This is a genomic window from Streptomyces sp. NBC_00203 (assembly GCF_045206325.1).
GTDB classification, from domain to species: Bacteria; Actinomycetota; Actinomycetes; order Streptomycetales; family Streptomycetaceae; genus Streptomyces; species Streptomyces lutosisoli.
This window is the reverse complement of record NZ_CP108126.1, coordinates 7,696,789-7,720,306: the sequence shown is the minus strand read 5'-3', so window position 1 is coordinate 7,720,306 and position 23,518 is coordinate 7,696,789. Positions and strand designations below refer to the sequence as shown.

At 70.2% G+C, this 23,518-nt stretch carries 20 protein-coding genes; 7 read left to right on the top strand and 13 right to left on the bottom strand.

All coding sequences use genetic code 11. The features are described from left to right. Positions 1-230: 230 nt before the first annotated feature. The 3 genes from OG975_RS34540 (at position 231) to OG975_RS34530 (ending at position 2,296) form a co-directional block, all read left to right on the top strand. Entirely contained in the window at positions 231-824 is a 594-nt protein-coding gene (locus tag OG975_RS34540; protein WP_406333231.1) for a hypothetical protein, read from the top strand. Positions 825-925: 101 nt separating this feature from the next. Then, a complete protein-coding gene (locus tag OG975_RS34535; protein WP_406336606.1) occupies positions 926-1,357 on the top strand; it encodes a ferritin-like domain-containing protein in 432 nt (143 codons plus the stop codon). 27 nt (positions 1,358-1,384) lie between these two features. After that, a complete protein-coding gene (locus tag OG975_RS34530; RefSeq protein ID WP_406333230.1) occupies positions 1,385-2,296 on the top strand; it encodes an aminoglycoside phosphotransferase family protein in 912 nt (303 codons plus the stop codon). Positions 2,297-2,315: 19 nt separating this feature from the next. Here OG975_RS34530 and OG975_RS34525 read toward each other — a convergent pair whose 3' ends face one another. From OG975_RS34525 to OG975_RS34510, 4 genes are read right to left on the bottom strand one after another with little or no spacing between them, the layout of a single operon-like run. Beyond that, entirely contained in the window at positions 2,316-2,555 is a 240-nt protein-coding gene (locus OG975_RS34525; RefSeq protein WP_406333229.1) for a ferredoxin, read from the bottom strand. Position 2,556: 1 nt separating this feature from the next. Beyond that, a complete protein-coding gene (locus OG975_RS34520) occupies positions 2,557-3,774 on the bottom strand; it encodes an NADH-ubiquinone oxidoreductase-F iron-sulfur binding region domain-containing protein (RefSeq protein ID WP_406333227.1) in 1,218 nt (405 codons plus the stop codon). After that, a complete protein-coding gene (locus OG975_RS34515; protein WP_406333226.1) occupies positions 3,771-4,355 on the bottom strand; it encodes a ferric reductase-like transmembrane domain-containing protein in 585 nt (194 codons plus the stop codon). Before OG975_RS34515 ends, OG975_RS34520 begins: the two co-directional genes overlap by 4 nt. Beyond that, positions 4,352-5,485 carry an FAD:protein FMN transferase gene (locus OG975_RS34510; protein WP_406333225.1) on the bottom strand — a complete coding sequence of 378 codons (1,134 nt, stop codon included), beginning with the start codon at positions 5,483-5,485 and terminating at the stop codon, positions 4,352-4,354. The genes OG975_RS34515 and OG975_RS34510 overlap by 4 nt, the downstream gene beginning before the upstream one ends. Before the next feature lie 15 nt (positions 5,486-5,500). Here OG975_RS34510 and OG975_RS34505 point away from each other — a divergent pair, with 15 nt between their 5' ends. Continuing rightward, positions 5,501-5,935, top strand: coding sequence for a hypothetical protein (locus OG975_RS34505; protein WP_406333223.1), 435 nt, complete (start codon positions 5,501-5,503; stop codon positions 5,933-5,935). Between the two features lie 82 nt (positions 5,936-6,017). On the opposite strand, the gene OG975_RS34500 is transcribed toward OG975_RS34505, so the two are convergent. From OG975_RS34500 to dxr, 6 genes are all read right to left on the bottom strand, one after another. Further along, on the bottom strand, positions 6,018-7,715 hold the full coding sequence (locus OG975_RS34500; protein WP_406333222.1) for a proline--tRNA ligase: 1,698 nt from the start codon (positions 7,713-7,715) through the stop codon (positions 6,018-6,020). 71 nt (positions 7,716-7,786) lie between these two features. Beyond that, the gene (locus tag OG975_RS34495) at positions 7,787-8,356 is read right to left on the bottom strand and encodes a GNAT family N-acetyltransferase (protein WP_406333221.1); all 570 of its coding nucleotides are present in this window, start codon (positions 8,354-8,356) and stop codon (positions 7,787-7,789) included. An 82-nt stretch (positions 8,357-8,438) separates the two neighbouring features. Beyond that, positions 8,439-9,287 carry a GNAT family N-acetyltransferase gene (locus OG975_RS34490; RefSeq protein ID WP_406333219.1) on the bottom strand — a complete coding sequence of 283 codons (849 nt, stop codon included), beginning with the start codon at positions 9,285-9,287 and terminating at the stop codon, positions 8,439-8,441. A 249-nt stretch (positions 9,288-9,536) separates the two neighbouring features. Then, entirely contained in the window at positions 9,537-10,694 is a 1,158-nt protein-coding gene (gene ispG / locus OG975_RS34485; RefSeq protein WP_406333218.1) for a flavodoxin-dependent (E)-4-hydroxy-3-methylbut-2-enyl-diphosphate synthase, read from the bottom strand. A gap of 162 nt (positions 10,695-10,856) precedes the next feature. Continuing rightward, positions 10,857-12,161, bottom strand: a complete 1,305-nt coding sequence (locus tag OG975_RS34480; protein ID WP_406333217.1) for a M50 family metallopeptidase — start codon at positions 12,159-12,161, stop codon at positions 10,857-10,859. Then, positions 12,158-13,414, bottom strand: coding sequence for a 1-deoxy-D-xylulose-5-phosphate reductoisomerase (dxr, locus tag OG975_RS34475; protein WP_406333216.1), 1,257 nt, complete (start codon positions 13,412-13,414; stop codon positions 12,158-12,160). Before dxr ends, OG975_RS34480 begins: the two co-directional genes overlap by 4 nt. Before the next feature lie 188 nt (positions 13,415-13,602). Between dxr and OG975_RS34470 the strand changes: the two genes are divergently transcribed. After that, complete coding sequence (locus OG975_RS34470) at positions 13,603-14,052, top strand: lamin tail domain-containing protein (protein WP_406333215.1); 450 nt, start codon at positions 13,603-13,605, stop codon at positions 14,050-14,052. A gap of 12 nt (positions 14,053-14,064) precedes the next feature. Here the strand turns inward: OG975_RS34470 and secA are convergent, their stop codons facing one another. The 3 genes from secA to OG975_RS34455 all read right to left on the bottom strand — a co-directional run bounded on the left by secA (position 14,065) and on the right by OG975_RS34455 (position 20,024). Continuing rightward, positions 14,065-16,821 (bottom strand): preprotein translocase subunit SecA, encoded by a 2,757-nt coding sequence (secA, locus tag OG975_RS34465; RefSeq protein ID WP_406333214.1) that lies wholly within the window; start codon positions 16,819-16,821, stop codon positions 14,065-14,067. 310 nt (positions 16,822-17,131) lie between these two features. Further along, complete coding sequence (locus OG975_RS34460; protein WP_406333213.1) at positions 17,132-19,063, bottom strand: acyl-CoA dehydrogenase family protein; 1,932 nt, start codon at positions 19,061-19,063, stop codon at positions 17,132-17,134. Between the two features lie 154 nt (positions 19,064-19,217). Continuing rightward, positions 19,218-20,024: a GH12 family glycosyl hydrolase domain-containing protein gene (locus OG975_RS34455; protein ID WP_406333212.1), complete on the bottom strand. Its 807-nt coding sequence runs from the start codon at positions 20,022-20,024 to the stop codon at positions 19,218-19,220. Positions 20,025-20,236: 212 nt separating this feature from the next. On the opposite strand from OG975_RS34455, the gene OG975_RS34450 reads away from it, so the two are divergent. Both OG975_RS34450 and OG975_RS34445 read left to right on the top strand, forming a co-directional pair. Beyond that, positions 20,237-21,250: a LacI family DNA-binding transcriptional regulator gene (locus tag OG975_RS34450; protein WP_406333211.1), complete on the top strand. Its 1,014-nt coding sequence runs from the start codon at positions 20,237-20,239 to the stop codon at positions 21,248-21,250. 157 nt (positions 21,251-21,407) lie between these two features. Then, on the top strand, positions 21,408-23,459 hold the full coding sequence (locus OG975_RS34445) for a TIM-barrel domain-containing protein (protein ID WP_406333210.1): 2,052 nt from the start codon (positions 21,408-21,410) through the stop codon (positions 23,457-23,459). Positions 23,460-23,518: the final 59 nt, after the last annotated feature.

Here is a 23,518-nt window from a genome sequence, read left to right as displayed (position 1 = left end):
GGGGCGCGGGGAACTGCGCAATCTTTTGGCCCAGCCCCCACCCACCCGCAGCCAAAGAACCGGCCCACGGGGTCTGGGGCGGAGCCCCAGAAGGATGGGACGGGTAGGGGCGGCGGGGGCGAAAACCGTGTCCCGGGAGAGGCGCTGGCGAGTGATCGGGTGGGGCGCGGGTACCGTGATCACGGGCGTATCGCCCTCCCTTTCGTACGAGCCCTCCGAGGACGTCTGCCGTGCCGTTCACCCTGCCGTCGCGCACCCCCCCGGGCCCGCGCCGAAGGACCCTGCTCGCATCGGCCGCGGGCACCCTCGTCCTCGCGGGCTGCTCCACCCCTGAGCAGTCCACCGACACCACGGCCGGCAGCACCCCCTCGGCCGCGGACCAGGCACGCGCCCGCGCGGCCCGCGACAGCGAGACCCTGGCCGGCCGCTACACCGCCGTGATCGCCGTGCACCCGGCACTGGCGGAGCGGCTGAGCCCCCTGCACGCGGAGGTCGTACGGCACGCGCAGGCGTTCGGGGGTACGGGGAGCAGCCCGTCGGCATCCCCTTCGGCGACCGCCTCGTCCCCCGCGTCGCCCTCCGCATCGCCCTCCCCTTCGGATTCGGCGTCCGCGTCGGCCGCGTCGGCGCACCCGAGCGCCTCCCCCTCCGTACCGGTTCGGGAGAAGGACGCCCTCAGCGACCTCGCCTCCGCCGAGCGCACCCTCGCGGACGAGCGCACCAAGGCCTTGCTGGAGGTCCCGGGAGAGCTGGCCAGGCTGCTGGCCAGCGTTGCGGCGGCCGGGGCCGCACACGCGTTTTTGCTGACGGAGGGGGCCAAGTGAGCGGGACCAGGGAAACCAAGGGCGCCAGGAGCACCCAGAGCGCCCAGAGCACCAAGCAGGCCCAGAAGGCCGCCGCGGCCAAGGAAGCCGAGCTCAAGGCCCTGCAGGCCGCGCTGGGTGCCGAGCACGCCGTCGTCTACGGGTACGGCGTCGTCGGCGGCAAGATCGGCGCGGGCAGGCGGGACGAGGCGCGGGCGGCGTACGACGCCCACCGGGCGCGCCGGGACGAGCTGGAGCGCGCCGTGCGGGACCTGGACGGCAAGCCCGAGGCCTCGGCGGCGGCGTACGCGTTGCCGTTCGCCGTGAAGGACTCCGGCACGGCCGTACGGTTCGCGGCAGAGCTGGAGGAACGTGTGGCCGGGGTGTACTCCGACCTCGTACGCGCCTCCACGGGCGACCAGCGGCGCACGGCCGCCGAGGCGCTGCGGGAGGCGGCGGTGCGGGCGGTGCGCTGGCGCGGCGAGAGCGTAGCCTTCCCTGGGCTCGCCGAACGGGCGGCCACCCCCTCCGCGTCGGCACCCCCGCAGACGTAACGCGACCTGGAAGGAAACAACTCGCGCATGGCTTTCGAACCGCCGCAGCGCCTCGTGCGGGCACTCGGCGAGACGCAGCACAACGGAGGCGGCGGAGCCGGTGACTGGCTGGACAAGCTGCCCGAGCTGGCCCAACAGGCCGTGGATCTACGCGAGTTGACCGTGGAGCGGGTGCAGGCGCCCGGCGGGCGCAGCAGCCTGGTCGTGCTGGTACGGCTGGTCGGCGGGACGCCCGCCGTGCTGAAGCTGGCTCCCGAGCGGGCCCGTCCGGAGAGCGAACGGGCCGCGCTCGCCCACTGGGACGGACGGGGCGCGGTCCGGCTCCTCAATCCCGGCGACACCCACGGCGTACTGCTGCTGGAGCGGCTGCACCCGGACATGTCCGTGCGGTCGCTGCCCGAGGCGAAGGCACTGCTGGAGGCGGCGGGCACGCTGCGGCGGCTGTGGGTCGAGCCACCCGCCGCCCATGTGTTCGAGACCGTCGCCGAGCGGACCGGCCGGCAGGCCGAGGCGATGCGGGCGAGCGCCGGTGCCGACGCCGAGGTCGGCTCCCTGGTGGAGGCGGCGCTCGCGGCCCGCGACGCGCTGCTCGCCGACCCGCCCGAGGAGCGGCTGCTGCACGGCACCTTCCGGCAGAGCAAGGTGCTCGCCGCCGAGCGGATGCCCTGGCTGGCCGTGGGCCCCGATCCGGTGGTCGGTGAGTGTGCCTTCGACCTGGCCCGGCTGGTCCGCGACCGGGTGGAGGATCTGATCGCCTCGCCCTCGGGTTCGTCGATCACCCGGCGGCGGGTGAAGCGGCTCGCCGAGTCCCTGGAGGTGGACCAGGAGCGGCTGCGGGGCTGGACCCTGTTCCGGGCGGTCGAGTCCGGGGTCCGGGCGCGCCGGGTCGGACGTCCGCAGGACGCGGAGCTGCTGCTGGAGTTCGCGGGCTGGCTCTGACGCCCGCCTCCTTACTGGCTCAACTCCCCTGTGTCGTGGTGAGTTTGAGGGCCAGCACGGGGCAGTCGGCCGCTGCTCTGCGCGCGCGCTTCAGGGCCGTACGAGGGACAGGGCCCCGGTCGAGCACGGGGTAGCCCCACTCGTCGAGCGCGATGTGCTCGGGGAGGAGTTCGGCGCACAGGCCGTGGCCCTGGCAGGCGGTCCAGTCGATGTCGAGCCGCGGATCGGTGTCGGCGGCGGTGACGGTGGCGGCTTTCATGTCAGCTCCGGCTTCCGGGGACGGGCAGCAGGGGGGTGCGGTCGGTCGCCGTGCAGTGACCGCGGGCATGGGCGTCGAGTTCGACGGCGAACGTCGTGAGTGCGCTGCGGACCAGGCGGACCGTGCCGTCGGGGTGGTGGCAGGCGCCGCGGCCCTCCACGAGTCCGGCCCAGCGGGCGACGTCCTCGCGGGCGGTGCCGTGCGGTCCCGGGGACGCCAGGGTCTGGAAGGCCGCGGCGATCCGGGGCAGGCCGTTGAGGCAGGGGCCGCACTGGCCCGCCGATTCGAGGGCCAGATAGCGCAGGACGCGGGCGGTTTCGGCGAGGCCGCAGTGGTCGGCGGGCAGGGCCGCCAGTACGCCCGCGCCGAGGCCGGCCATGCTGAGCGGACGGGTCGCGGCCTCGGCGGCCGGGATCCACGTGCCGTGGTAGCCGCCGATCAGGACCGCGCCGATGCCGTCCAGCGGCAGCAGCCGGTGCAGCGGCATACCGAAAGGCGCCTCCACCACCCGTACCTCGCGGCCCGGCACATGCACCGTGCACAGTGCGCTGCCCGGTTCGGCCGGCGTGCCCGCGGAGCGGAACCAGTCGGCGCCGTAGCGGGCTATCAGAGCGAAGTGGGCGAGCGTCTCCACGTTCTGGACGAGGGTCGGCGCCCGGTGCACACCCTGTTCGCGCACCGGGGGGCGCTGGTGCCGGGGCAGCGCGGCGTGCCCGGAGATGTACTGGGTGAGGGCCGAGGACTGGCCGGAGAGGAAGCGCTTCGGAACGCGTACCGTGCGCACCGGCAGGGGGTCCCGGCGCTCGGTGAGTGCCGTTTCGAGCGGCGTCGCGCCGTCCTCGACCGCGAGGTACGCCTCCCCCGCGCCGACCGCCTCGGCCGCCAACTGCAGCCCGTCCAGGACGAGATGGGGAGACAGCCGCAGCAGCGTCCTGTCCTTCGCGCTCGCGGGCTCACCCTCCGCGCCGTTCGCCACGACGACCGGGGCGCGGCCCGTGCGGCGCCCGGCCTCCGCGACCGCGGCCAGCTTGCGGTACGTGGGGAACGCGGCGCCGCCGCGGCCGGTGAGCCCCGATTCGGCGAGCGTGCGCAGCAGGTGGACCGGGTTGCCGTGGGACAGGGGGCCGTAGCGCTGCTGGTGGGTGGTGAAACCGGCCGGGGTGCCGCCGGGGGCGAGCAGCCGCGGCGGCATGTAGATGTCCGTGAAGGTCATGGTCATGAGCGGGCTCCCTCGGCGGTACGAAGCAGTGCGGACGGGGTGCGCCGGGAGGCGCGGGCCGCCTGGGTGACGCGGATGCCGAACGCCGTGAGGACGGCGGCCACGCAGGAGACCGTCAGCCAGAGCATCCAGGTGGTGCCGGCGTCCGTGCCGATACCGATGCCGTGGATCAGCGCGATCGGCCAGGAGGCGTACGCCAGCCAGTGCACCGCTCGCCAGGTGCGGTGGCCCAGGCGGGCGCGGAGCAGGCTGGTGATCAGAACCGCGAGCAGCAGGTCCAGGGCGACGGTGCCGAGGCCCAGCCAGAGGGGCTGGTAGTCGGAGACGAAGGGGACGACGGCGTCGAGGGTGGTGATGTTGACGTAGCCGTCGGCGATCGCCGCGGTGATGTGCAGGGCGAGGAAGGCGGTGGCGGAGAGGGAGAGGGTGCGGTGGAGGGTCACTGTGCCGAAGCGGGGGAGGCCGGGGAGACGGCCGCGAAGTCTTACCGCTGTGCCGAGCAGGACGACGACCGTGAACAGGACGAGCGAGACCGCGCCGGTGGCTCTGTTGGCGTACCAGAGGATGGAGGAGTCCGTCATGCCGCGGCCCGCGCGGTCGGCGCGGTGCTCACGGTCGGCGCCTTCGGCGCTTGTTCGCCCCCGCCGCCCCTACCCGTCCCATCCCTGGGGGTTGCGCCCCCAGACCCCCGTTCGGCCTGAACGGCCTCGTCCTCAAACGCCGGACGGGCTGAAAATCCCCGCGCCGGCCGCGAAGCGGGCCAGCTGGGCTCGGGCTGGGGCCAGCCCGGGGTCGTGAGGACCGTTCCGTCTCGCGCCACCAGCCTTGCCGGCAGGCCCAGCCTGGTCAGCCAGCGTGTCGCGTTCTTGCCCTTGACCAGGGCCGCTGTGCTCGCCGCGTTGGCGTCGGCGCAGGTGGCCGCCGCGACCGAGACCGTGCGCCACGGCGTCTCGGCGGGCAGGCCCGTGTGCGGGTCGATGATGTGGTGGAGGTCGTGGGTGCCGCGGCGCCAGCGGCGGGCCGTGGTGCCGGAGGTCGCGAGGCCGCCGCTGCGGACGCCGATCGTGGCGTACGAGCCCGGTGCCGGGGTCTCGTCGACCGGGCCCGTGGCGTCCTGGACGCGGATGCGCCAGCCGCCCGCCGGTGGTTCGCCCGCGACGGCCGTGTCGCCGCCGAGGCTCACCAGGACGCCGCACCCCGCCGCATGGGCGAGCATCGCGGCGGCCCTGTCGGCGGCCCACGCCTTGGCCGTGGCGCCCAGATCGAGGCGGACCCCGGCCGGGACGGTGACCGTGCCGGCCGCGCGGTCCAGCCGTACCTGGCGCCAGCCGGGCACCGGACGCACGGTGAGCCGTACGGGGCGGCCGTCCTCCTGAAGCAGCTGGAAGTCACGGTCGTAGCCGAGGGCGTTCATCGCCGAGCCGACGGTCGGGTCGACGGCGCCGTCCGTCGCCTCGGCGGCGCGCAGCGCGACGGCCAGTGCCTCGGCCAGCAGCGGGCTGACCTTGACCGGTCGCCCTTCGGAGCTGTCGAGGGCCGCCAGCTCGGAGTCCGGGCGGAAACGGCTGCACGTGGCGTCGACCTCGGCCAGCTGCCGGGCGAGCAGCAGGTTGCAGGAGTCCAGCAGCGCCGGGTCGGTGACGACCAGCCGGACGCTCGTGCCGAGGGCACGCCAGTCGGCGGCGGCCGTGGGACGGAAAGCCGTGCTCATCACGACGCCCCCGAAGTGGAGTCGGCCGAGCCGCTGCTGCCGGAGGAGGTCAGTCCGTCGGACGACGCCTGGAGGCCCGAGGAGGAGTTCGACGAGGAAGAATCCCCTGAACTCTCTGAGCTCTCCGAGGAGGACGAAGACGACGACGAGTCCGTGTCGCCGCTCGAACCAGAGCCCGTACCCGTGCTCGAACCCGAACTCGAACTCGACGAACCCGTGCTGCCGGACGCCGTCGTGTCGGCGTCCGCGGCCGCCTGCATCGAACCCACCAGGGCGAACACCCCAGCCGCCGCCGCCAGTGTCACCGCCGCTGCCGCGGCCGCCGTACGCCGTGCTCCTCTGCGGACCGCCGCGGCGGCCCCCCGCTCGCTGCCTGTCATGGCTGCTCCCCTCCCGAGTGACGCTCTGTCACGTCCTACGGTCGGGGAGCAGCCTGAGAGAAGTCTGTGAGGCACCCATACGCCTCGGAAGAAGTCTCTGAGAGACGTCTTTAATTGCAGACTTCAAGCACTTCGGCTACGGGAATCTACGACTACTGGGCCGTCAGGCGGGCGATCGCCTCGTCGACGGTCAGTTCCTCGCGCTCGCCGGTGCGGCGGTCCTTGAGCTCCAGGACACCCTCGGCCGAACGGCGGCCGGCCACCAGGATCTGCGGTACGCCGATGAGCTCGGCGTCGGTGAACTTCACGCCCGGGGAGACGCCGGCGCGGTCGTCGACCAGGACCCGGACTCCGGCCGCGGCCAGCTTGTCGGAGACGTCGAGGGCCAGTTCGGTCTGCAGGGCCTTGCCCGCGGCGACCACGTGGACGTCGGCGGGGGCGACCTCCTTGCTCCAGACCAGGCCCTTCTCGTCGGCGTGCTGCTCGGCGAGGGCGGCGACGGCGCGGGAGACACCGATGCCGTAGGAGCCCATGGTCACGCGGACCGGCTTGCCCTGCGGACCGAGGACGTCGAGGCCGAGGGCGTCGGCGTACTTGCGGCCGAGCTGGAAGATGTGGCCGATCTCGATGGCGCGGTCCAGCTTGAGGCCGGTACCGCAGGAGGGGCACGGGTCGCCTTCCTGGACGACCACGGCGTCGACGTACTCGTCGACCTCGAAGTCACGGCCCGCGACGACGTTCTTCGCGTGCAGGCCCTCCTTGTTGGCGCCGGTGATCCAGGCGGTGCCGGGGGCGATGCGCGGGTCGGCGATGTAGCGGACCTTCTCCAGGCCCTGGGGGCCGACGTAACCGCGGACCAGGTCGTCGCGGCCCACGAAGTCCGTGGCGGTGACGAGTTCGACGGGAGCCGGGGCGAAGTGCGCCTCGACCTTGCCCATGTCGACCTCGCGGTCGCCGGGGACGCCGATCGCGACGATCTCGCCGTCCACCTTGATGAGGAGGTTCTTGAGGGTCTCGGAGGCCTGCACGCCCAGGTGCGCGGCGAGCGTCTCGATGGTGGGGGTGTCGGGGGTGGGGATCTCTTCCAGGGCGGGGACGGCCGACCCGTCCACCGGCTGGAGCGCGTACGTGATCGCCTCGGTGTTGGCGGCGTAGTCGCAGTTGGGGCAGTCGGCAAAGGTGTCCTCGCCGGCCGCGGCCGGGGCGAGGAACTCCTCCGACTTGGAGCCGCCCATGGCGCCCGCGGTCGCCGCGCAGATGCGGTAGTCGAGGCCGAGGCGCGCGAAGATCTTCTGGTACGCCTCGCGGTGCAGGGCGTACGACTTCGCCAGACCCTCGTCCTCCAGGTCGAAGGAGTACGAGTCCTTCATCAGGAACTCGCGGCCGCGCAGGATGCCGGCGCGGGGGCGGGCCTCGTCGCGGTACTTGGTCTGGATCTGGTAGAGGATCACGGGCAGGTCCTTGTAGGACGTGCACTGGTCCTTGACCAGGAGGGTGAAGATCTCCTCGTGGGTCGGGCCGAGGAGGTAGTCGCCGCCCTTGCGGTCGTTGAGGCGGAACAGCTCGGGGCCGTACTCCTCCCAGCGGCCGGTCGCCTCGTAGGGCTCCTTCGGCAGCAGCGCGGGGAGCGAGACCTCCTGGGCGCCCATGGCGTCCATCTCCTCGCGGACGATCCGTTCGACATTGGCCAGGACCTTCTTGCCGAGCGGCAGCCAGGACCACACGCCGGCGGCGGTGCGGCGCACATAGCCGGCGCGCACCAGCAGCTTGTGGCTGAGTACCTCGGCGTCCGCCGGGTCGTCGCGCAGTGTCTTGACCATCAACCGGGACATGCGCTGGACCTGGGCCATGATTCTTTACTCCTGCTGCTGAAGGGTGATGGCAGGAGGTTAGCCGGGCGGTACGGGACGGTGGAAATCGGTTAACGGTGGCGCAGGGGCAAAGGGGCGCCCATCACGGCGTACGGCTTGGGGGCGCTGGGGAACACGACCTGTCGGGCCAGGTCCTCGTAGCCGAGGGAGTGGTAGAGGCCGCGGGCCGGGCTGTCCGTGTCGATCGCGGAGAGGATCGAGCGGGGTTCGGCGGCGCTGTCCGTGATGCCGGTGATCAGGGAGCGGCCGATGCCACGGTTCTGGTGGCGCGGGTGGACATGCAGTTCGGTGATCACGAAGGAGTTGTCGAGCCAGCCGTCGTGGCCCCGGCCGCGCAGGTACGGCTCGACGACGGTGGACCACCAGTGCGTACGGTCGTTGGGCATGCCGTAGACGAACCCGACGAGCCGTCCGTCGGCCGTCGTCGCGCCGAGGGAGCGGGCGCCCGGGTAGGTGAGGTGACGCAGAACGATCTGCCGGCGTACGGCGATCTCTTCCGCCCCCAGCCCGAAGGCGATGGCCTGCACGGCGAGCGCCTCGTCGACGCGGGCGGCGAGATCTAGTGGGCCGATGACCACGTCGCCGGGGTTGCGGTGGCCCTGACCGGGGAAGCGCGGCATGCGGGGACTCTACAGGGAGGGTGGGGGTTGTCGTTCTGGTGCGGGTCCGTTGTGGCTGGTCGCGCCCCCTACAGGGGTTGGATCAGAACAGGACGCTCATGAAGGCGCCGATCTCCTGGAAGCCGACCCTGCGATACGTCGACCTGGCCGCCGTGTTGAAGTCGTTGACGTAGAGGCTGACGACCGGGGCCACGTCGGCGAGGGCGTAGCGCAGTACGGCGGCCATGCCGGGGGCGGCCAGGCCTTGTCCCCGGTATTCAGGCGCGACCCAGACGCCCTGGATCTGGCAGGCCCGGGTGGTCGCGGCGCCGATCTCCGCCTTGAAGACGACCTTGCCGTTCTGGTCGAGGCGGGCGAACGAGCGTCCGGAGCCGACGAGTTCGGCCACGCGTGCCTGGTAGAGCAGCCCGCCGTCACCGGCGAGCGGCGAGACGCCGACCTCCTCGGTGAACATGGCCACGCAGGCCGGCATGATCGTCTCCATCTCGTCCTTGCGGATGCGGCGGACGTACGGATCCGGGGCGATGTCGGCGGGCAGCCGGTCGGTGATCATCAGTGGCTGGTGGCCGCGGACCTCGCGGGCGGGGCCCCAGCTCGGTTCGAGCAGCCGCCACAGCTGGGTGGTGGGGTCGGCGGGGCCGACGATCGAGGAGCAGCGGCGGCCGGCTCTTCTGGCCCGGTCGGCGAAGCCGCGCACCGCCCGTGAGGTGGCGCAGATCGGCACCAGGTTGGCGCCGGCGTAGCACAGGGACTGGAGCATGCCGTCCTCGTACCAGCCCCACATCTCGCCGCCGAGCCGCCATGGGTCGAGGCCCGCGATCTGCACCCGGGACGCGACGAACGCGTTCGCGACCGGCTCGCGGTCGAGGACGGCGAGCGCGGCGTCCAGGTCACTCGGTTCGAGGACCCTGGTGGTGGTCTGGGTCAACAACGAGGCGGCTCCATCACTCCTTGCGGGCAACGACAGCGCGTCGCACGCCCTGTTAGCGTCGTCGTGCGCTCGTTCGCGAGCACCGGTCAGGGCTTGACCGTCGCATCACTGCGAGAAGCCCCCTCGGGGCGGAGTCACACGGTCTGCTGATCTCCGTACTTTAACCGGAGATGCCGAGCAGCACCGCACGCAAGGGACCCGGGCGCCACCTCCGGAGGGGCACCCGGGTCCCTTGCGCCACAAGGCGGGTCAGCCGGCGACCGACACCGAAGGCTCGCCGGAGGCAATGCCGTCAGCCTCCATCTGCTCGGCGAGCTTCATCGCTTCCTCGATCAGCGTCTCGACGATCTTCGACTCGGGCACGGTCTTGATGACCTCGCCCTTGACGAAGATCTGTCCCTTGCCGTTGCCGGAGGCGACGCCGAGGTCGGCCTCGCGCGCCTCGCCGGGACCGTTCACCACACAGCCCATGACGGCGACGCGGAGCGGGACCTCCATGCCGTCGAGCCCGGCGGTGACCTCTTCGGCCAGCTTGTACACATCGACCTGGGCACGGCCGCACGACGGGCAGGAGACGATCTCCAGGCGCCGCTGCTTGAGGTTCAGCGACTCCAGGATCTGCATGCCGACCTTGACCTCCTCGGCCGGAGGTGCCGACAGGGAGACGCGGATCGTGTCGCCGATGCCCTCGGAGAGCAGCGCCCCGAAGGCGACGGCCGACTTGATCGTGCCCTGGAAGGCGGGGCCCGCCTCCGTCACACCGAGGTGCAGCGGGTAGTCGCACGCGGCCGCCAGCTGACGGTAGGCGTTGACCATGACCACCGGGTCGTTGTGCTTGACCGAGATCTTGATGTCCCGGAAGTCGTGCTCCTCGAAGAGGGAGGCTTCCCAGAGGGCGGACTCGACGAGCGCCTCGGGGGTCGCCTTGCCGTACTTCTGGAGCAGCCGCCGGTCGAGCGAGCCGGCGTTGACGCCGATCCGGATCGGGGTGCCGGTGTCCTTCGCGGCCCGCGCGATCTCCTTGACCTGGTCGTCGAACTGCTTGATGTTGCCGGGGTTGACGCGGACGGCGGCGCAGCCGGCCTTGATCGCCGCGAAGACGTACTTCGGCTGGAAGTGGATGTCCGCGATGACGGGGATCTGGGACTTGCGGGCGATCGTCGCGAGCGCGTCCGCGTCGTCCTGCGTGGGGCACGCCACCCGCACGATCTGGCAGCCGGACGCGGTCAGCTCGGCGATCTGCTGGAGCGTGGCGCCGATGTCCGACGTACGCGTCGTCGTCATCGACTGCACCGACACCGGTGCGTCTCCACCCACGGCCACGGTTCCGACCTGGATCTGCCGGCTCTTCCGGCGCTCGGCCAGCTTGGTCGGAACGGACGGCATGCCGAGAGAAATCGCAGTCATCTGCTGTGCAACCCCAAGTTGTGGATCAAGGTCCCGGAATCGTGGGCTCCAGGCTTCGAGATTACGGCACGGGCGAACGCCCGAGCACATCACGCCTCTAAACCCACCCAATGGATGGCGGCCGGACACCCAGGGTGCCCGGCCGCCGCGAACAGTGCCTTGCTAGGAGATTTTCACCGGGTTGACCACGTCCGCGATGAGCACCAGAACCGTGAAGCAGACGAAGATTCCGGCCACCACATACGCGATGGGCATCAGCTTCGCCACGTCGAAGGGGCCCGGGTCGGGCCGCTTCAGGACCTTCGCCGTGTTGCGCCGCAGCGACTCCCACAGGGCGCCGGCGATGTGCCCTCCGTCGAGCGGGAGCAGCGGGAGCATGTTGAAGAGGAAGAGGGACAGGTTGAAGCCGGCCACCAGGAGCAGCATCATCGCGACCTGCTGGGAAGCGGGGATGTCCAGCGTGAAGACGTCACCGCCGATGCGGGCCGCGCCGACCACGCCCATCGGGGAGTCGGCCTTGCGGGGGGCGTCCCCGAAGGTCGCGTTCCAGAGGTCGGGGACCTTGCCGGGGAGCGCGACCAGCGACTCGACGCCGTTCTGCATCATGTCGCCCATGCGGTTCACGGACTGCGAGAAGGACTGCTCGACGATGCCGGTGGCGGGTGTGAAGCCGAACCAGCCGGCGTAGACGTAGTCGCCGTCGACATATCCGCCGTTGCCGTCGGTCTTGCTGACCTGGTTCTTGACCAGGTGGGCGGTCAGGTCGACCTGCTCGCCCTTGCGCATCACGGTGACGGTGACGGCCTTGCCGGGGTTGGCGCGGATGTCGGACTGGAGGGTCGACCAGTCGGTGACCGTCTTGCCGTTGAACGCGATGATCTTGTCGCCGTTCTTGAGGCCGGCGGCCTCGGCGGGTGCGACCGGGTCGCTCTTCTTGCACTCGTCGCGGTTCTCGCTGGCCTGGATGACGCAGGGCGACACCGCGCCGACCGTGGTGGTCTGGGTCTGGACGCCGAACGTCATCATCACGCCGAGGAAGATCGCGACGGCCAGGATGAGGTTCATGAAGGGGCCGGCGAACATCACGATCACGCGCTTCCACGGCTTGCGCGTGTAGAAGAGGCGGGACTCGTCGCCGGGCTTGAGCTCCTCGAACGCGGCCGATCTGGCGTCCTCGATCATGCCCCGGAAGGGGGAGGTCGAGCGGGCCTCGATACGGCCGTCCGGGCCGGGCGGGAACATTCCGATCATGCGGATGTAGCCGCCGAGCGGGACCGCCTTCACCCCGTATTCGGTCTCGCCCTTCTTGCGTGACCAGATGGTCGGGCCGAAGCCGACCATGTACTGCGGCACACGGATGCCGAAGAGCTTGGCCGTCGACAGATGTCCCAGCTCGTGCCACGCGATCGAGATGAGCAGGCCGATCACGAAGACGACTATGCCGAGGATCATCATCAGGGTCGTCATGCACGAGCCTCCGCGGTTGTCGTCCGTACCGTCAGTTCACGGGCCCGGGCGCGCGCCCAGGTCTCCGCTTCGAGGACGTTCGCGACGGTCAGGGAAGTTCCCGTATCCGGTGTGCCGTGTTCCTCGACCACCCGTGTGACGGTCTCCATGATCCCGTTGAACGGCAGTGTGCCGTTCAGGAACGCGTCCACGCACTCCTCGTTTGCGGCATTGAACACCGCCGGGGCCGTACCCGCGAGCTGCCCGACGTGCCGGGCGAGCCCGACCGACGGGAACGCGTCGTTGTCGAGCGGGAAGAACTCCCAGCTCGACGCCGTGGTCCAGTCGAACGCGGGGGCCGCGTCCGGGACGCGCTCGGGCCAGCCGAGCCCGATGGCGATCGGCCCGCCCATGTCGGGGGGCGTCGCCTGGGCGATCGTCGATCCGTCCGTGAATTCCACCATCGAGTGGACATACGACTGGGGATGCACGACCACCTCAATGCGGTCGAAGGGAATGTCGTAGAGGAGGTGCGCCTCGATGACTTCCAGTCCCTTGTTGACCAGGGTCGCGGAGTTGATCGTGATGACCGGGCCCATGGCCCAGGTGGGGTGCGCGAGGGCGTCGGTGGGGGTGACGTCCGCCAGCTCCGCCTTCGTACGACCGCGGAAGGGGCCACCGGAGGCGGTCACGACCAGCTTGCGCACATCGGCGCGGGTGCCGGAGGCCAGCGCCTGGAACAGGGCGGCGTGCTCGGAGTCCACGGGGATGATCTGGCCCGGCTTGGCCAGCGCCTTCACCAGCGGGCCGCCGACGATGAGCGACTCCTTGTTGGCGAGCGCGAGGGTGCGGCCCGCCTCCAGGGCGGCGAGGGTCGGGGCGAGACCGATGGAGCCGGTGATGCCGTTGAGCACGGTGTGGCTGTCGGAGGCGGCGAGCTGGGTGGCGGCGTCCGCTCCGGCCAGTATCTCGGGAAGCGTCTCGCCGGGGGCGTACTGCGCCGCGAGGGCCTCGCGCAGCGCCGGTACGACGTCCTCGCGGGCGACGGCGACGGTCCGTACGCGCAGCCGGTGGGCCTGCTCCGCGAGGAGTCCGACCCTGCCGCCGGCGGCGGAGAGCGCGGTGACCCGGAACCGGTCGGGGTTGCGCAGCACGAGGTCGATGGCCTGGGTGCCGATCGAGCCGGTGGAGCCGAGGATCACGACATCCCGGACTCCGTCCACGGGGTCGAAGACAAGATGCGGATCAGCGAGGGGGGCTGGACTGTCGCTCATCCCTCCATTGTGGCCGCAACGCGTCCCCGGCAGGACAGCGCGCCCCCACTTCCTGCCGCAATACCACTTCGGTGTGCCCGGTGGGCCAGAACCCCCCTTCGTGAACCTCCCGTGAAGATCATGTGATAGCACTTCACCACTGGCCGGTGGACGACCGGCCGGGGAACGACACCCTGGGGGGTTTCTTCATGCGGATACGCGCTGCCCTGCCCGCGCTCGCGGGCGCCGTGGTTCTCACGGGCACGTTTCTCAGCACTCCGGCGCAGGCCGCCGGCGGTGTGACGATCTACCACGTCTGGTTCGACAGCCCGGGCTCGGACAACCGCTCCAACACGAGCCTGAACGGCGAGTGGGTGCAGATCAAGAACACCAGTTCGTCGGCGATCTCGATCAAGGGCTGGATCCTGAAGGACGCCTCGAACCACAAGTACACCTTCCCCAATGTGAAGATCGGGGCGGGCAAGACGATGAAGGTGCACACCGGCAAGGGCACCGACACCACGTCGAACAAGTACCAGGACCGCGGCGCCTACGTCTGGAACAACACCAGCGACACCGCCACCCTCACCAAGTCGAGCGGCTCCAAGGTCGACTCGTGCTCGTGGACGACGCACGATCCCAGCGACAAGTACTGCTAGCGACACGTACAGCTAACGCCTGCGCCGACGCTGCTTACAGGCCTTGGTGCGCGCGCGGGGCGGAACGGGGGCGTCCCGCGGCGGCAGGAGTTCGGGCTGGTCCGGCGGCGCGTCGGCCAGGGTGAAGTCACCCTCGACCACGCCCTCGGCGGTGTCCAGCGTCGGTGCGGTGAAGTGGAGGCCGTCGGTACGGCCCGGGCGTTCGAGGGTCTCGGCGCCCGGGGCCGTGGCGTCGAGGTTGAAGACGTAGCCGACGGACTCCTCCTTGATGGCGTCGGTCATCGCGCCGTACATGTCGAAGCCCTCGCGCTCGTACTCGACGATCGGCTCCCGGCCGAGGGTCCAGCGCAGCCCGATGCCGTCGCGCAGGTAGTCCATCTCGTAGAGGTGCTCCCGCCATTTGCGGTCGAGGACGGAGAGGACGACCAGGCGTTCCAGGTCGCGCAGGGCCTCGGCGCCGAGTTCGGCCTCGCGCTGCTCGTACCCGGCGTGAATGTCGGCCGTCACCGCCTCGATCAGGCCGTCGGCGGTGAGGTTCGCGCGGTCTCCGGCCTCCTCCTCCAGGTCCTCGACGGTGATCCCCATCGGGTACAGCTGCTTGAGCGCGCCCCACAGCCGTTCCAGGTCCCATTCCTCGGGGAAGCCTTCGCCGGTCTCCTGCTCGATGTACGCCCGCACTGTGTCGTCCATGAAGTGGACGATCTGTTCGCTCAGGTCCTCGCCCGCGAGGACGCGGCGGCGTTCGGCGTAGATGAGGGTGCGCTGGCGGTTGAGGACCTCGTCGAACTTCAGGACGTCCTTGCGGGACTCGAAGTGCTGCTGCTCCAGCTGGGCCTGGGCGGACGCGATGGCGCGGGTCACCATCTTGTTCTCGATGGGTACGTCGTCGGGGACGTTCGCCATGGCCATCACCCGGTCGACCACGTTGGCGCGGAACAGCCGCATCAGGTCGTCCTGGAGCGAGAGGTAGAAGCGGGAGGCACCGGGGTCGCCCTGGCGGCCGGAGCGGCCGCGCAGCTGGTTGTCGATGCGCCGTGACTCGTGCCGCTCGGTGCCGAGGACGTAGAGGCCGCCGAGTTCCTTGACCTCGTCGTGCTCGGTGGCGGCCGCCGAGGTGATCCGGTCGAGCACCCGCTCCCGCTCCTCGGGCTCCGCGTCCTCGCCGGTCTCCGCCCGTGCCATCGCGTCCGGGTTGCCGCCGAGCATGATGTCGGTGCCGCGGCCCGCCATGTTGGTGGCGACGGTGACCGCTCCCCTGCGCCCGGCCTGCGCGACGATCTGGGCCTCGCGCTGGTGGTTCTTGGCGTTGAGCACCTCGTGCCGGATGCCCTGCTTGCGCAGGCGGGCGGAGAGCACCTCGGACTTCTCGACGGAGGTGGTGCCCACCAGGACCGGCTGGCCCAGCTCGTGCTTCTCGGCGATGTCCGCGAGGATCGCGGCGTATTTCGCCTCCTCGGTGCGGTAGATCTGGTCGGGGTCGTCGCGGCGGACCATCGGCCGGTTCGTGGGGATCGGGACGACGTGCAGCTTGTAGATCTGGTGGAACTCGGCCGCCTCGGTCATGGCGGTGCCGGTCATGCCGGCCAGCTTCTCGTAGAGGCGGAAGAAGTTCTGCAGGGTGATCGTGGCGAGCGTCTGGTTCTCGTCCTTGATCGTCACGCCTTCCTTGGCCTCGATCGCCTGGTGCAGGCCCTCGTTGTAGCGGCGGCCCGCGAGGATGCGGCCGGTGTGCTCGTCGACGATCAGCACCTCGCCGTCCACGACGACGTAGTCCTTGTCCTTCTTGAAGTGCTCCTTGGCCTTGAGGGCGTTGTTGAGGTGGCCGATGAGCGGGGTGTGGTCGGACTCGTAGAGGCTGTCGATGCCGAGCTGGTCCTGGACGTACTCCACTCCCGGGTCCAGGACCGCGACCGTGCGCTTCTTCGGGTCGTACTCGTAGTCGTACTGGGTGCGCAGCTGGGCGAGGCGGTCCTTGTCCGCCGGGGTGGTGAACTGCTCCTCCAGTACGCGCACGCCCTTCATCCGCAGCGCGAACGCGGCGAAGGCCTCGTACCAGTGCGTGGGCTGATCGGCAGGACCGGAGATGATCAGTGGGGTGCGGGCCTCGTCGATGAGGATCGAGTCGGCCTCGTCGACGATCGCGAAGTGGTGCCCCCGCTGGACCAGTTCGTCCTGCGACCACGCCATGTTGTCGCGCAGATAGTCGAAGCCGAACTCGGTGTTGGTGCCGTAGGTGATGTCGCAGGCGTACTGCGCGCGCCGCTCGGCCGGGGTCGACTGGGTCTTGATCACGCCGACGGTCAGCCCCATGAACCGGTACGCGCGCCCCATCCACTCGGCGTCCCGCTCGGCCAGATAGTCGTTGACCGTGACGAGGTGAACTCCTTTGCCGGTCAAGGCGTTCAGATACACGGGCAGCGTGCCGACCAGGGTCTTGCCCTCCCCCGTCTGCATCTCGGCGATGTTGCCGGAGTGGAGCGCCGCGCCGCCCATGATCTGTACGTCGAAGTGGCGCATGCCGAGGACGCGCCGGGCCGCCTCGCGCATCGCGGCGAAGGCCTCCGGCAACAGGTCGTCCAGGCTCTCGCCGCCCGCGTACCGCTCCTTGAACTCCGCGGTGAGCGCGTGGAGTTCCTCGTCGGTCAGCGACGTGAACTCTTCCCCCAGGGAGCCCACCTGTTCGGCGATGCGCTCCAGGCGGCGCAGCATCCTGCCCTCGCCGGCCCGCATGATCCTTCCGGTGAGGGCGTCCAGACCTTTACCTGCCATGGGAATTCCCCCAGAACCGATATCCATCGATTGGCCCGCTGGAGAATCCGGACGCTCTGTTGATTCGCCGGATCCGTGCGGCGTCGAAGGAGGCCACGGGCGGCCTGGGCACCTCGTCGACAAGGGACAACGCGCAGTCGTTCAGCTGCCGCCACGCCTCCCCGCGGGCGCGCGTCAGCTGTACGGAAACTCCGACTCCTTGGCGCATCCGCTGTCCCCGTTCGCCATTCCGTTCATTGTTGACGCACAACTTCCGTGCGGCAAGCGGCAGAATGGCGAACGGGACTGCGGTGAATTCCTGGGGAAAGGGTCAGCGAATGGGTCGGTGGACGTTCTCCTTATTGGCCGGCCCCGGCGTCGCGTCGGCGATCCAGGGTCCCTCGCCGGAGGGGTCGATGACGCCCTGCTCCAGCCATTCGTAGGTGCCCGACAGGACGCCCTTGACCACGTTGCGGTCAACGCCGTCGGTGTTGGTCCACAGGCGGTTGAAGAGCTCGTCGACGCGGATGCGGGACTGACGGCAGAAGGCGTCGGCGAGTTGGTAGGCCTCGCGGCCGTACTCCTCGGTGGTGCGCAGGTGTTCGGCGCGGACGCAGGCCGCGCTCATCGCGAAGAGTTCGGCGCCGATGTCGACGATACGGCCGAGGAAGCCCTGCTTGGTCTCCATGCGGCCCTGCCAGCGGGACATGGCGTAGAAGGTGGAGCGGGCGAGCTTGCGGGCGCTGCGTTCGACGTACCGCAGATGCGGGGACAGGTCCACCTGCTGGTTGAACTCGCCGTACGAGCGCGGGAGCTGGCCGGGGCCCGCCACCAGCTTCGGCAGCCACTTGGCGTAGAAGACACCGGCGTTCGCGCCCGCCTTCGCCTTGTCCGAGAGGGACTTGTCCGGGTCGATCAGGTCGCCCGCGACCGACAGGTGGGCGTCGACGGCCTCGCGGGCGATCAGCAGGTGCATGATCTCCGTCGAGCCCTCGAAGATGCGGTTGATGCGCAGGTCGCGCAGGATCTGCTCGGCGGGGACCGCCCGCTCCCCGCGGGCCGCGAGCGACTCGGCGGTCTCGAAGCCTCGGCCGCCGCGGATCTGGACCAGTTCGTCGGCCATCAGCCAGGCCATCTCGGAGCCGTACAGCTTGGCGAGGGCGGCCTCGATGCGGATGTCGTTGCGGTTCTCGTCGGCCATCTGGGAGGACAGGTCGAGGACGGCCTCCAGGGCGAAGGTCGTGGCCGCGATGAAGGAGATCTTCGCGCCGACCGCCTCGTGGAAGGCGACCGGCTTGCCCCACTGCTCGCGCGCTGCCGACCATTCGCGGGCGATCTTCAGACACCACTTGCCCGCGCCCACGCACATGGCGGGCAGCGAGAGACGGCCGGTGTTGAGGGTGGTCAGGGCGATCTTGAGGCCCGCGCCCTCGGCGCCGATACGGTTCGCGGCCGGTACGCGCACCTGGTGGAAGCGGGTGACGCCGTTCTCCAGGCCGCGCAGGCCCATGAAGGCGTTGCGGTTCTCGACGGTGACGCCCTCGGAGCCGGCCTCCACCACGAACGCCGTGATGCCGCCCTTGTGGCCCTCGGACTTCGGGACGCGCGCCATGACGACGAGGAGGTCTGCGACGACGCCGTTGGTCGTCCAGAGTTTCACTCCATCGAGGACGTAGTCGTCGCCGTCCGGTACGGCGGACGTGGCCAGCCGCGCCGGGTCGGAGCCGACGTCCGGCTCGGTCAGCAGGAAGGCGGAGATGTCGGTGCGGGCGCAGCGCGGCAGGAAGGTGTCCTTCTGCTCCTGGGTGCCGAAGAGCTTCAGCGGCTGCGGTACGCCGATCGACTGATGCGCGGACAGGAGTGCGCCGATCGCGGGGCTCGCGGAGCCGACGAGGGCGAGCGCCTTGTTGTAGTACACCTGCGTCAGACCGAGGCCACCGTACTTGGTGTCGATCTTCATGCCGAAGGCGCCGAGCTCCTTGAGCCCGTTGATGACCTCGTCGGGGATCAGGGCCTCGCGCTCGATACGGGCCGAGTCGATCTTCGTCTCGCAGAAGTCGCGCAGCTTGGCGAGGAACTCCTCGCCGCGCTGCGCGTCCTCGTCGGGCGGGAGCGGGTGCGGGTGGATCAGGTCGAGCCGGAAGCGGCCGAGGAACAGCTCCTTGGCGAAGCTGGGCTTGCGCCAGTCCTGTTCGCGCGCGGCCTCGGCGACCTGTCGGGCCTCACGTTCGGTGACTGTGGGCTGGTGGGGTGTTGCGGACATGAGGCTCACCTCGCCGCGAATAGGGATCTTGGGCTCGTACACCGTTCTTCGTAGCGATCGTTACTGACCGGTGCTACTCGATCGTATTTACCTGATTCCGGAAGACCCCACCAGTCCTCGCGCAGCGTTCGGCCCAATGCGCACCCCCCTGGGGTCAGCCGATGTCCACCGAGTACGACTTCGTGTCGAGCCGGCCGGAGCCGCGGAAGACCTCGCTGCCCGACTCGATGCCGGAGAGGTACTTGTCGTTGCTCAGCAGCTTGCGGCGGACCAGCGCCTGGGTGAAGTCGTTCAGGTCGAGAGAGGTCTTCGTGGTGTTGGTGCGGCGGACGAAGGAGTACACCTTCCAGCCGATGTCGCCCTGGTAGATGTCCCACATGGCGCCGTCGAGGCTGACGCTGCCGTACTTGGTGCCGAGCGGGCCCGCGCCGCCCTGCCGGTTCAGCCAGACCATGATTTCGTCGGTGGGCTGGTCCTGCCAGTCCGCGTTGTTCTTGGCGTGCAGCCACAGGTCGTACGCGACGTTCATGGTGCCCGGACTGGCGCTGACCGAGAAGTCCCAGCTGGTCTTGACCGGCTTGCGGTCGCCGACCCGGATGGGCAGCTCGGTGGCCGCCTTGTCGGCCTTCCAGCCCCAGTGCCAGCCAAGGACCGTACTGGCGTACGACTTGACGTTGTTCTCCTTGCCGGCCTTGCTGGACCAGGTGTAGCTCGTGCCCCAGCCGATGGTGTCACCGGACCGCGAGGTGTCCCAGACGCACTGGGTACCTGTGCCGTCGTCCTGCCCCCAGAGGTTGTTGTTGACGTAGTACTTGCCCATCGTGACGGTGTCGAAGGCGCCACACTTCTTGCTGTCCTCGCCCGCCTGGGCGATCGTGACGGACGCGGCGGCCGCGAGCGCCACCGAGCTCGCGAGGAGCGTCTTCGCCTTCTTGGACAGACGCGGTCGACGGTGTTGCATCGGGGGTCCTTCCGGGGGACGGTCTGTGTACGCCCCTCAGTGGTCACCGCAGGCCCGAGAGGTTGCCATGACGCACTCAAGAATTTAGTTGTCGAAGCGCTTCGACAACCTATGGACACGGATTCTCCACCGAGCTAGTGTCAAGCCACCCTCACTCGCCCTATCCGCAATACGCGCACTGTCGAAGCGCTTCACAAAGCTTGGAGAGCTGGATGGTCACCCTCGCCGAGGTCGCCCAGCACGCCGGAGTCTCGGCGAGCACGGTGAGCTATGTCCTCAGCGGCAAGCGGTCCATCTCCGCGGGCACCCGGCAGCGGGTCGAGCGGAGCATCCAGGAGCTCGGCTACCACCCGAACGCGGGCGCCCGGGCCCTGGCGAGCAGCCGGTCCAACATCATCGCGCTGATGATTCCGCTCCGTACCGACATGTACGTCCCCGTGATGATGGAGATCGCCATCGCGGTGGCGACCAACGCCCGCACCCACGGGTACGACGTGCTGCTGCTCACCGGCGAGGAGGGTCCCGACGCGGTACGCCGGGTCACCGGCAGCGGGCTCGCCGACGCGATGATCCTGATGGACGTCGAACTCGACGACGAGCGACTGCCGTTGCTGCGCGGAACGGACCAGCCGTCCGTGCTCATCGGCCTGCCCGCCGACACCTCCGGACTGACCTGCGTCGACCTCGACTTCGGCGCGACGGGCGCGCTGTGTGCCGAGCATCTGGCGCACCTCGGCCACCGTGACATCGCTGTCATCGGCGAGGCGCCCGCGGTCTACGAACGGCACACCGGTTTCGCCGAGCGCACCCTCGACGGACTGCGGTCCCGCTCAAGGGAGTTGGGCCTGCGCGTGCTGCACCGCCCCTGCGAGGGCGGCTTCGACGCGATGTCCCTGACCCTGGCCCGGGTGTTCGACGAGCGCCCGAGCACCACGGGCTTCGTCGTGCAGAACGAGTCCGCGGTCGAACCGCTGCTCGCGCTGCTGCGCCAGCAGGGCCGCGCCGTCCCCGAGGACGTGTCGGTGATCGCGATCTGCCCGGACCAGGTCGCCACGCAGGCCTCGGTGCGGCTGACCTCGGTCGCCATCCCCGCGCAGGAGATGGGCCGGCACGCCGTGGAGCACCTGATCGCCAAGCTCGAAGGGCACGGCAAGGACGAAGTCGTGCTCATCGCACCCGAGTTGACGGTACGGGCGAGCACGGGCCCGGCGCCGACCGCTTCCTGACTCCCACCCGCTCGCCCGTCACTTCCCCTTCGTCTTCCTCTTCCCCTTCTTCTTCCTGACGCCGTACGCCATCAGGGCGCCCGGCACCCCAACCTGCCCCGGCACTTTCAGAGCCGCGCCGGGTCTGTCGCCACTCCTTCCTTCAGGAGCACCCCACGTGAATCAGCCTGCCGAAAACCAGACCAGTCACAGCACGGTCAGCCTCGCGCAGTCCTCCCCGACCGTCGGCACGTTCCGCGAGCGGGACGGCGCGCTGGAGTGGAGCGGCCGCCAGGAGACCGTCCGTATCGAGCCGTGGGGCCCGGACGCGGTCCGCGTGCGCGCGCGGCTCGGGGGCCCGGTCGTCGAGGACCTCCCCGGCGCGCTCCTCGACGAGCCCGAGGCCACCGAGAGCACCGTCAAACTCCACGACGGCGAAGGCCAGTTGACGGTCGGCGCGCTGACCGTCGAAGTCAGCGCCGAGGGACTCATCCGCTTCCTGAGGACGAGCGACGGGAGTGAACTGCTCGCCGAGGAGCGCGCCCACTTCTGGTGGCCCGGCTCGCGCCTCTACACCCCGGCCGGCAACGGCCACCACCGCCTGGAGCAGCGGTTCGCCGCGTACGAGGGCGAGAAGCTGTACGGCCTCGGGCAGCACCAGCACGGGCTCCTCGACCAGAAGGGCGCGGTCCTGGACCTGGTCCAGCGCAACGCCGAGGTCACCGTCCCGGTGCTCACCTCCAGCCGCGGCTACACCTTCCTGTGGAACAGCCCGGCCATCGGCCGCGTCGAACTCGCGGGCAACGGCACCCGCTGGGTGGCCGACTCGGCCCGCCAGCTCGACTACTGGATCACGGCCGGCAACCCCGCCGACGCCCAGCGCCGCTACAGCGCCGCCACCGGCCGTACGCCCATGCTGCCCGAGTGGGCGGCCGGCTTCTGGCAGTGCAAGCTGCGCTACCGCACCCAGGACGAACTCCTCGAAGTGGCAAGGGAGTACAAGCGCCGCGGCCTCCCGCTGTCCGTCATCGTCTGCGACTTCTTCCACTGGACCCACCTGGGCGAGTGGAAGTTCGACCCGACGGAGTGGCCCGACCCGGCCGCCATGCAGCGGGAGCTCACGGAACTCGGCGTCAAGCTGGTCGTGTCCGTGTGGCCGTCGGTCTCGCCCCTCTCCGAGAACCACCAGCTCATGGAGCAGCGCGGCTACTTCATCGGCACCGAGTACGGTCCGATGGCGCACGCCGACTGGCCCGACAAGGGGGTCGCCTCCACCGTCCAGGTGGCCTTCTACGACGCGACGAACCCCGAGGCGCGCGACTTCCTGTGGTCACGGGTGAAGGACAACTACCTCGACGCGTACGGCATCACGGCCTTCTGGCTGGACGCCTGCGAGCCGGAGCTGAAGCCCGGCTTCCAGGAGAACCTGCGCTATCACGCGGGCCCCGGCCTCGAAGTCGGCAACATGTACCCGCGCGAGAACGCCCGCACCTTCTACGAGGGCATGCTGGCCGCCGGTGAGACCGAGGTCGTCACCCTCAACCGCTCGGCGTGGGCGGGCAGTCAGCGCTACGGCGCCGCCCTGTGGTCCGGCGACATCGGCACGGACTTCGCGACCCTGCGCCGCCAGATAGCCGCCGGCCTCAACACCGCGCTGTCCGGCATCCCCTGGTGGAACACCGACATCGGCGGCTTCCACGGCGGCGACCCGACCGACCCCGCGTACCAGGAGGTCATGGTCCGCTGGTTCCAGTTCGGCGCGCTGTCCCCGCTGATGCGTCTGCACGGCTTCCGCGACCCGGGCATGCCGCTCGGCCCCGACATGACCGGCGGCCCGAACGAGGTCTGGTCCTACGGCGAGAAGGCTGGCGCGATCCTGGAGAAGTACCTGCGGCTTCGCGAGCGCCTGAAGCCGTACGTACTGGACGTCATGCGGGAGGCCCACGAGGAGGGGCTGCCGGTGATGCGCCCGCTGTTCCTGGAGTTCCCGGACGACCAGGCCACCTGGTCGGTGGACGACGCGTACCTCTTCGGCCCGGATCTGCTGGTCGCGCCGGTGCTGACGGCGGGCGCGACGGCCCGTACGGCGTACCTCCCGGCCGGCGCGTACTGGACGGACGCGTGGACCGGTGAGACGTACGAAGGGGGCGCGGCCGTGACCGTCGACGCCCCGCTGGACCGCATCCCGCTGTTCCTGCGGGACGCGGCGCGGCTGCCCGTAGCGGAGTAGCCACGCGGAAAAGGGAAGTGCGGCCGGTCCCGGGGGAGGGACCGGCCGCACTCTCATGC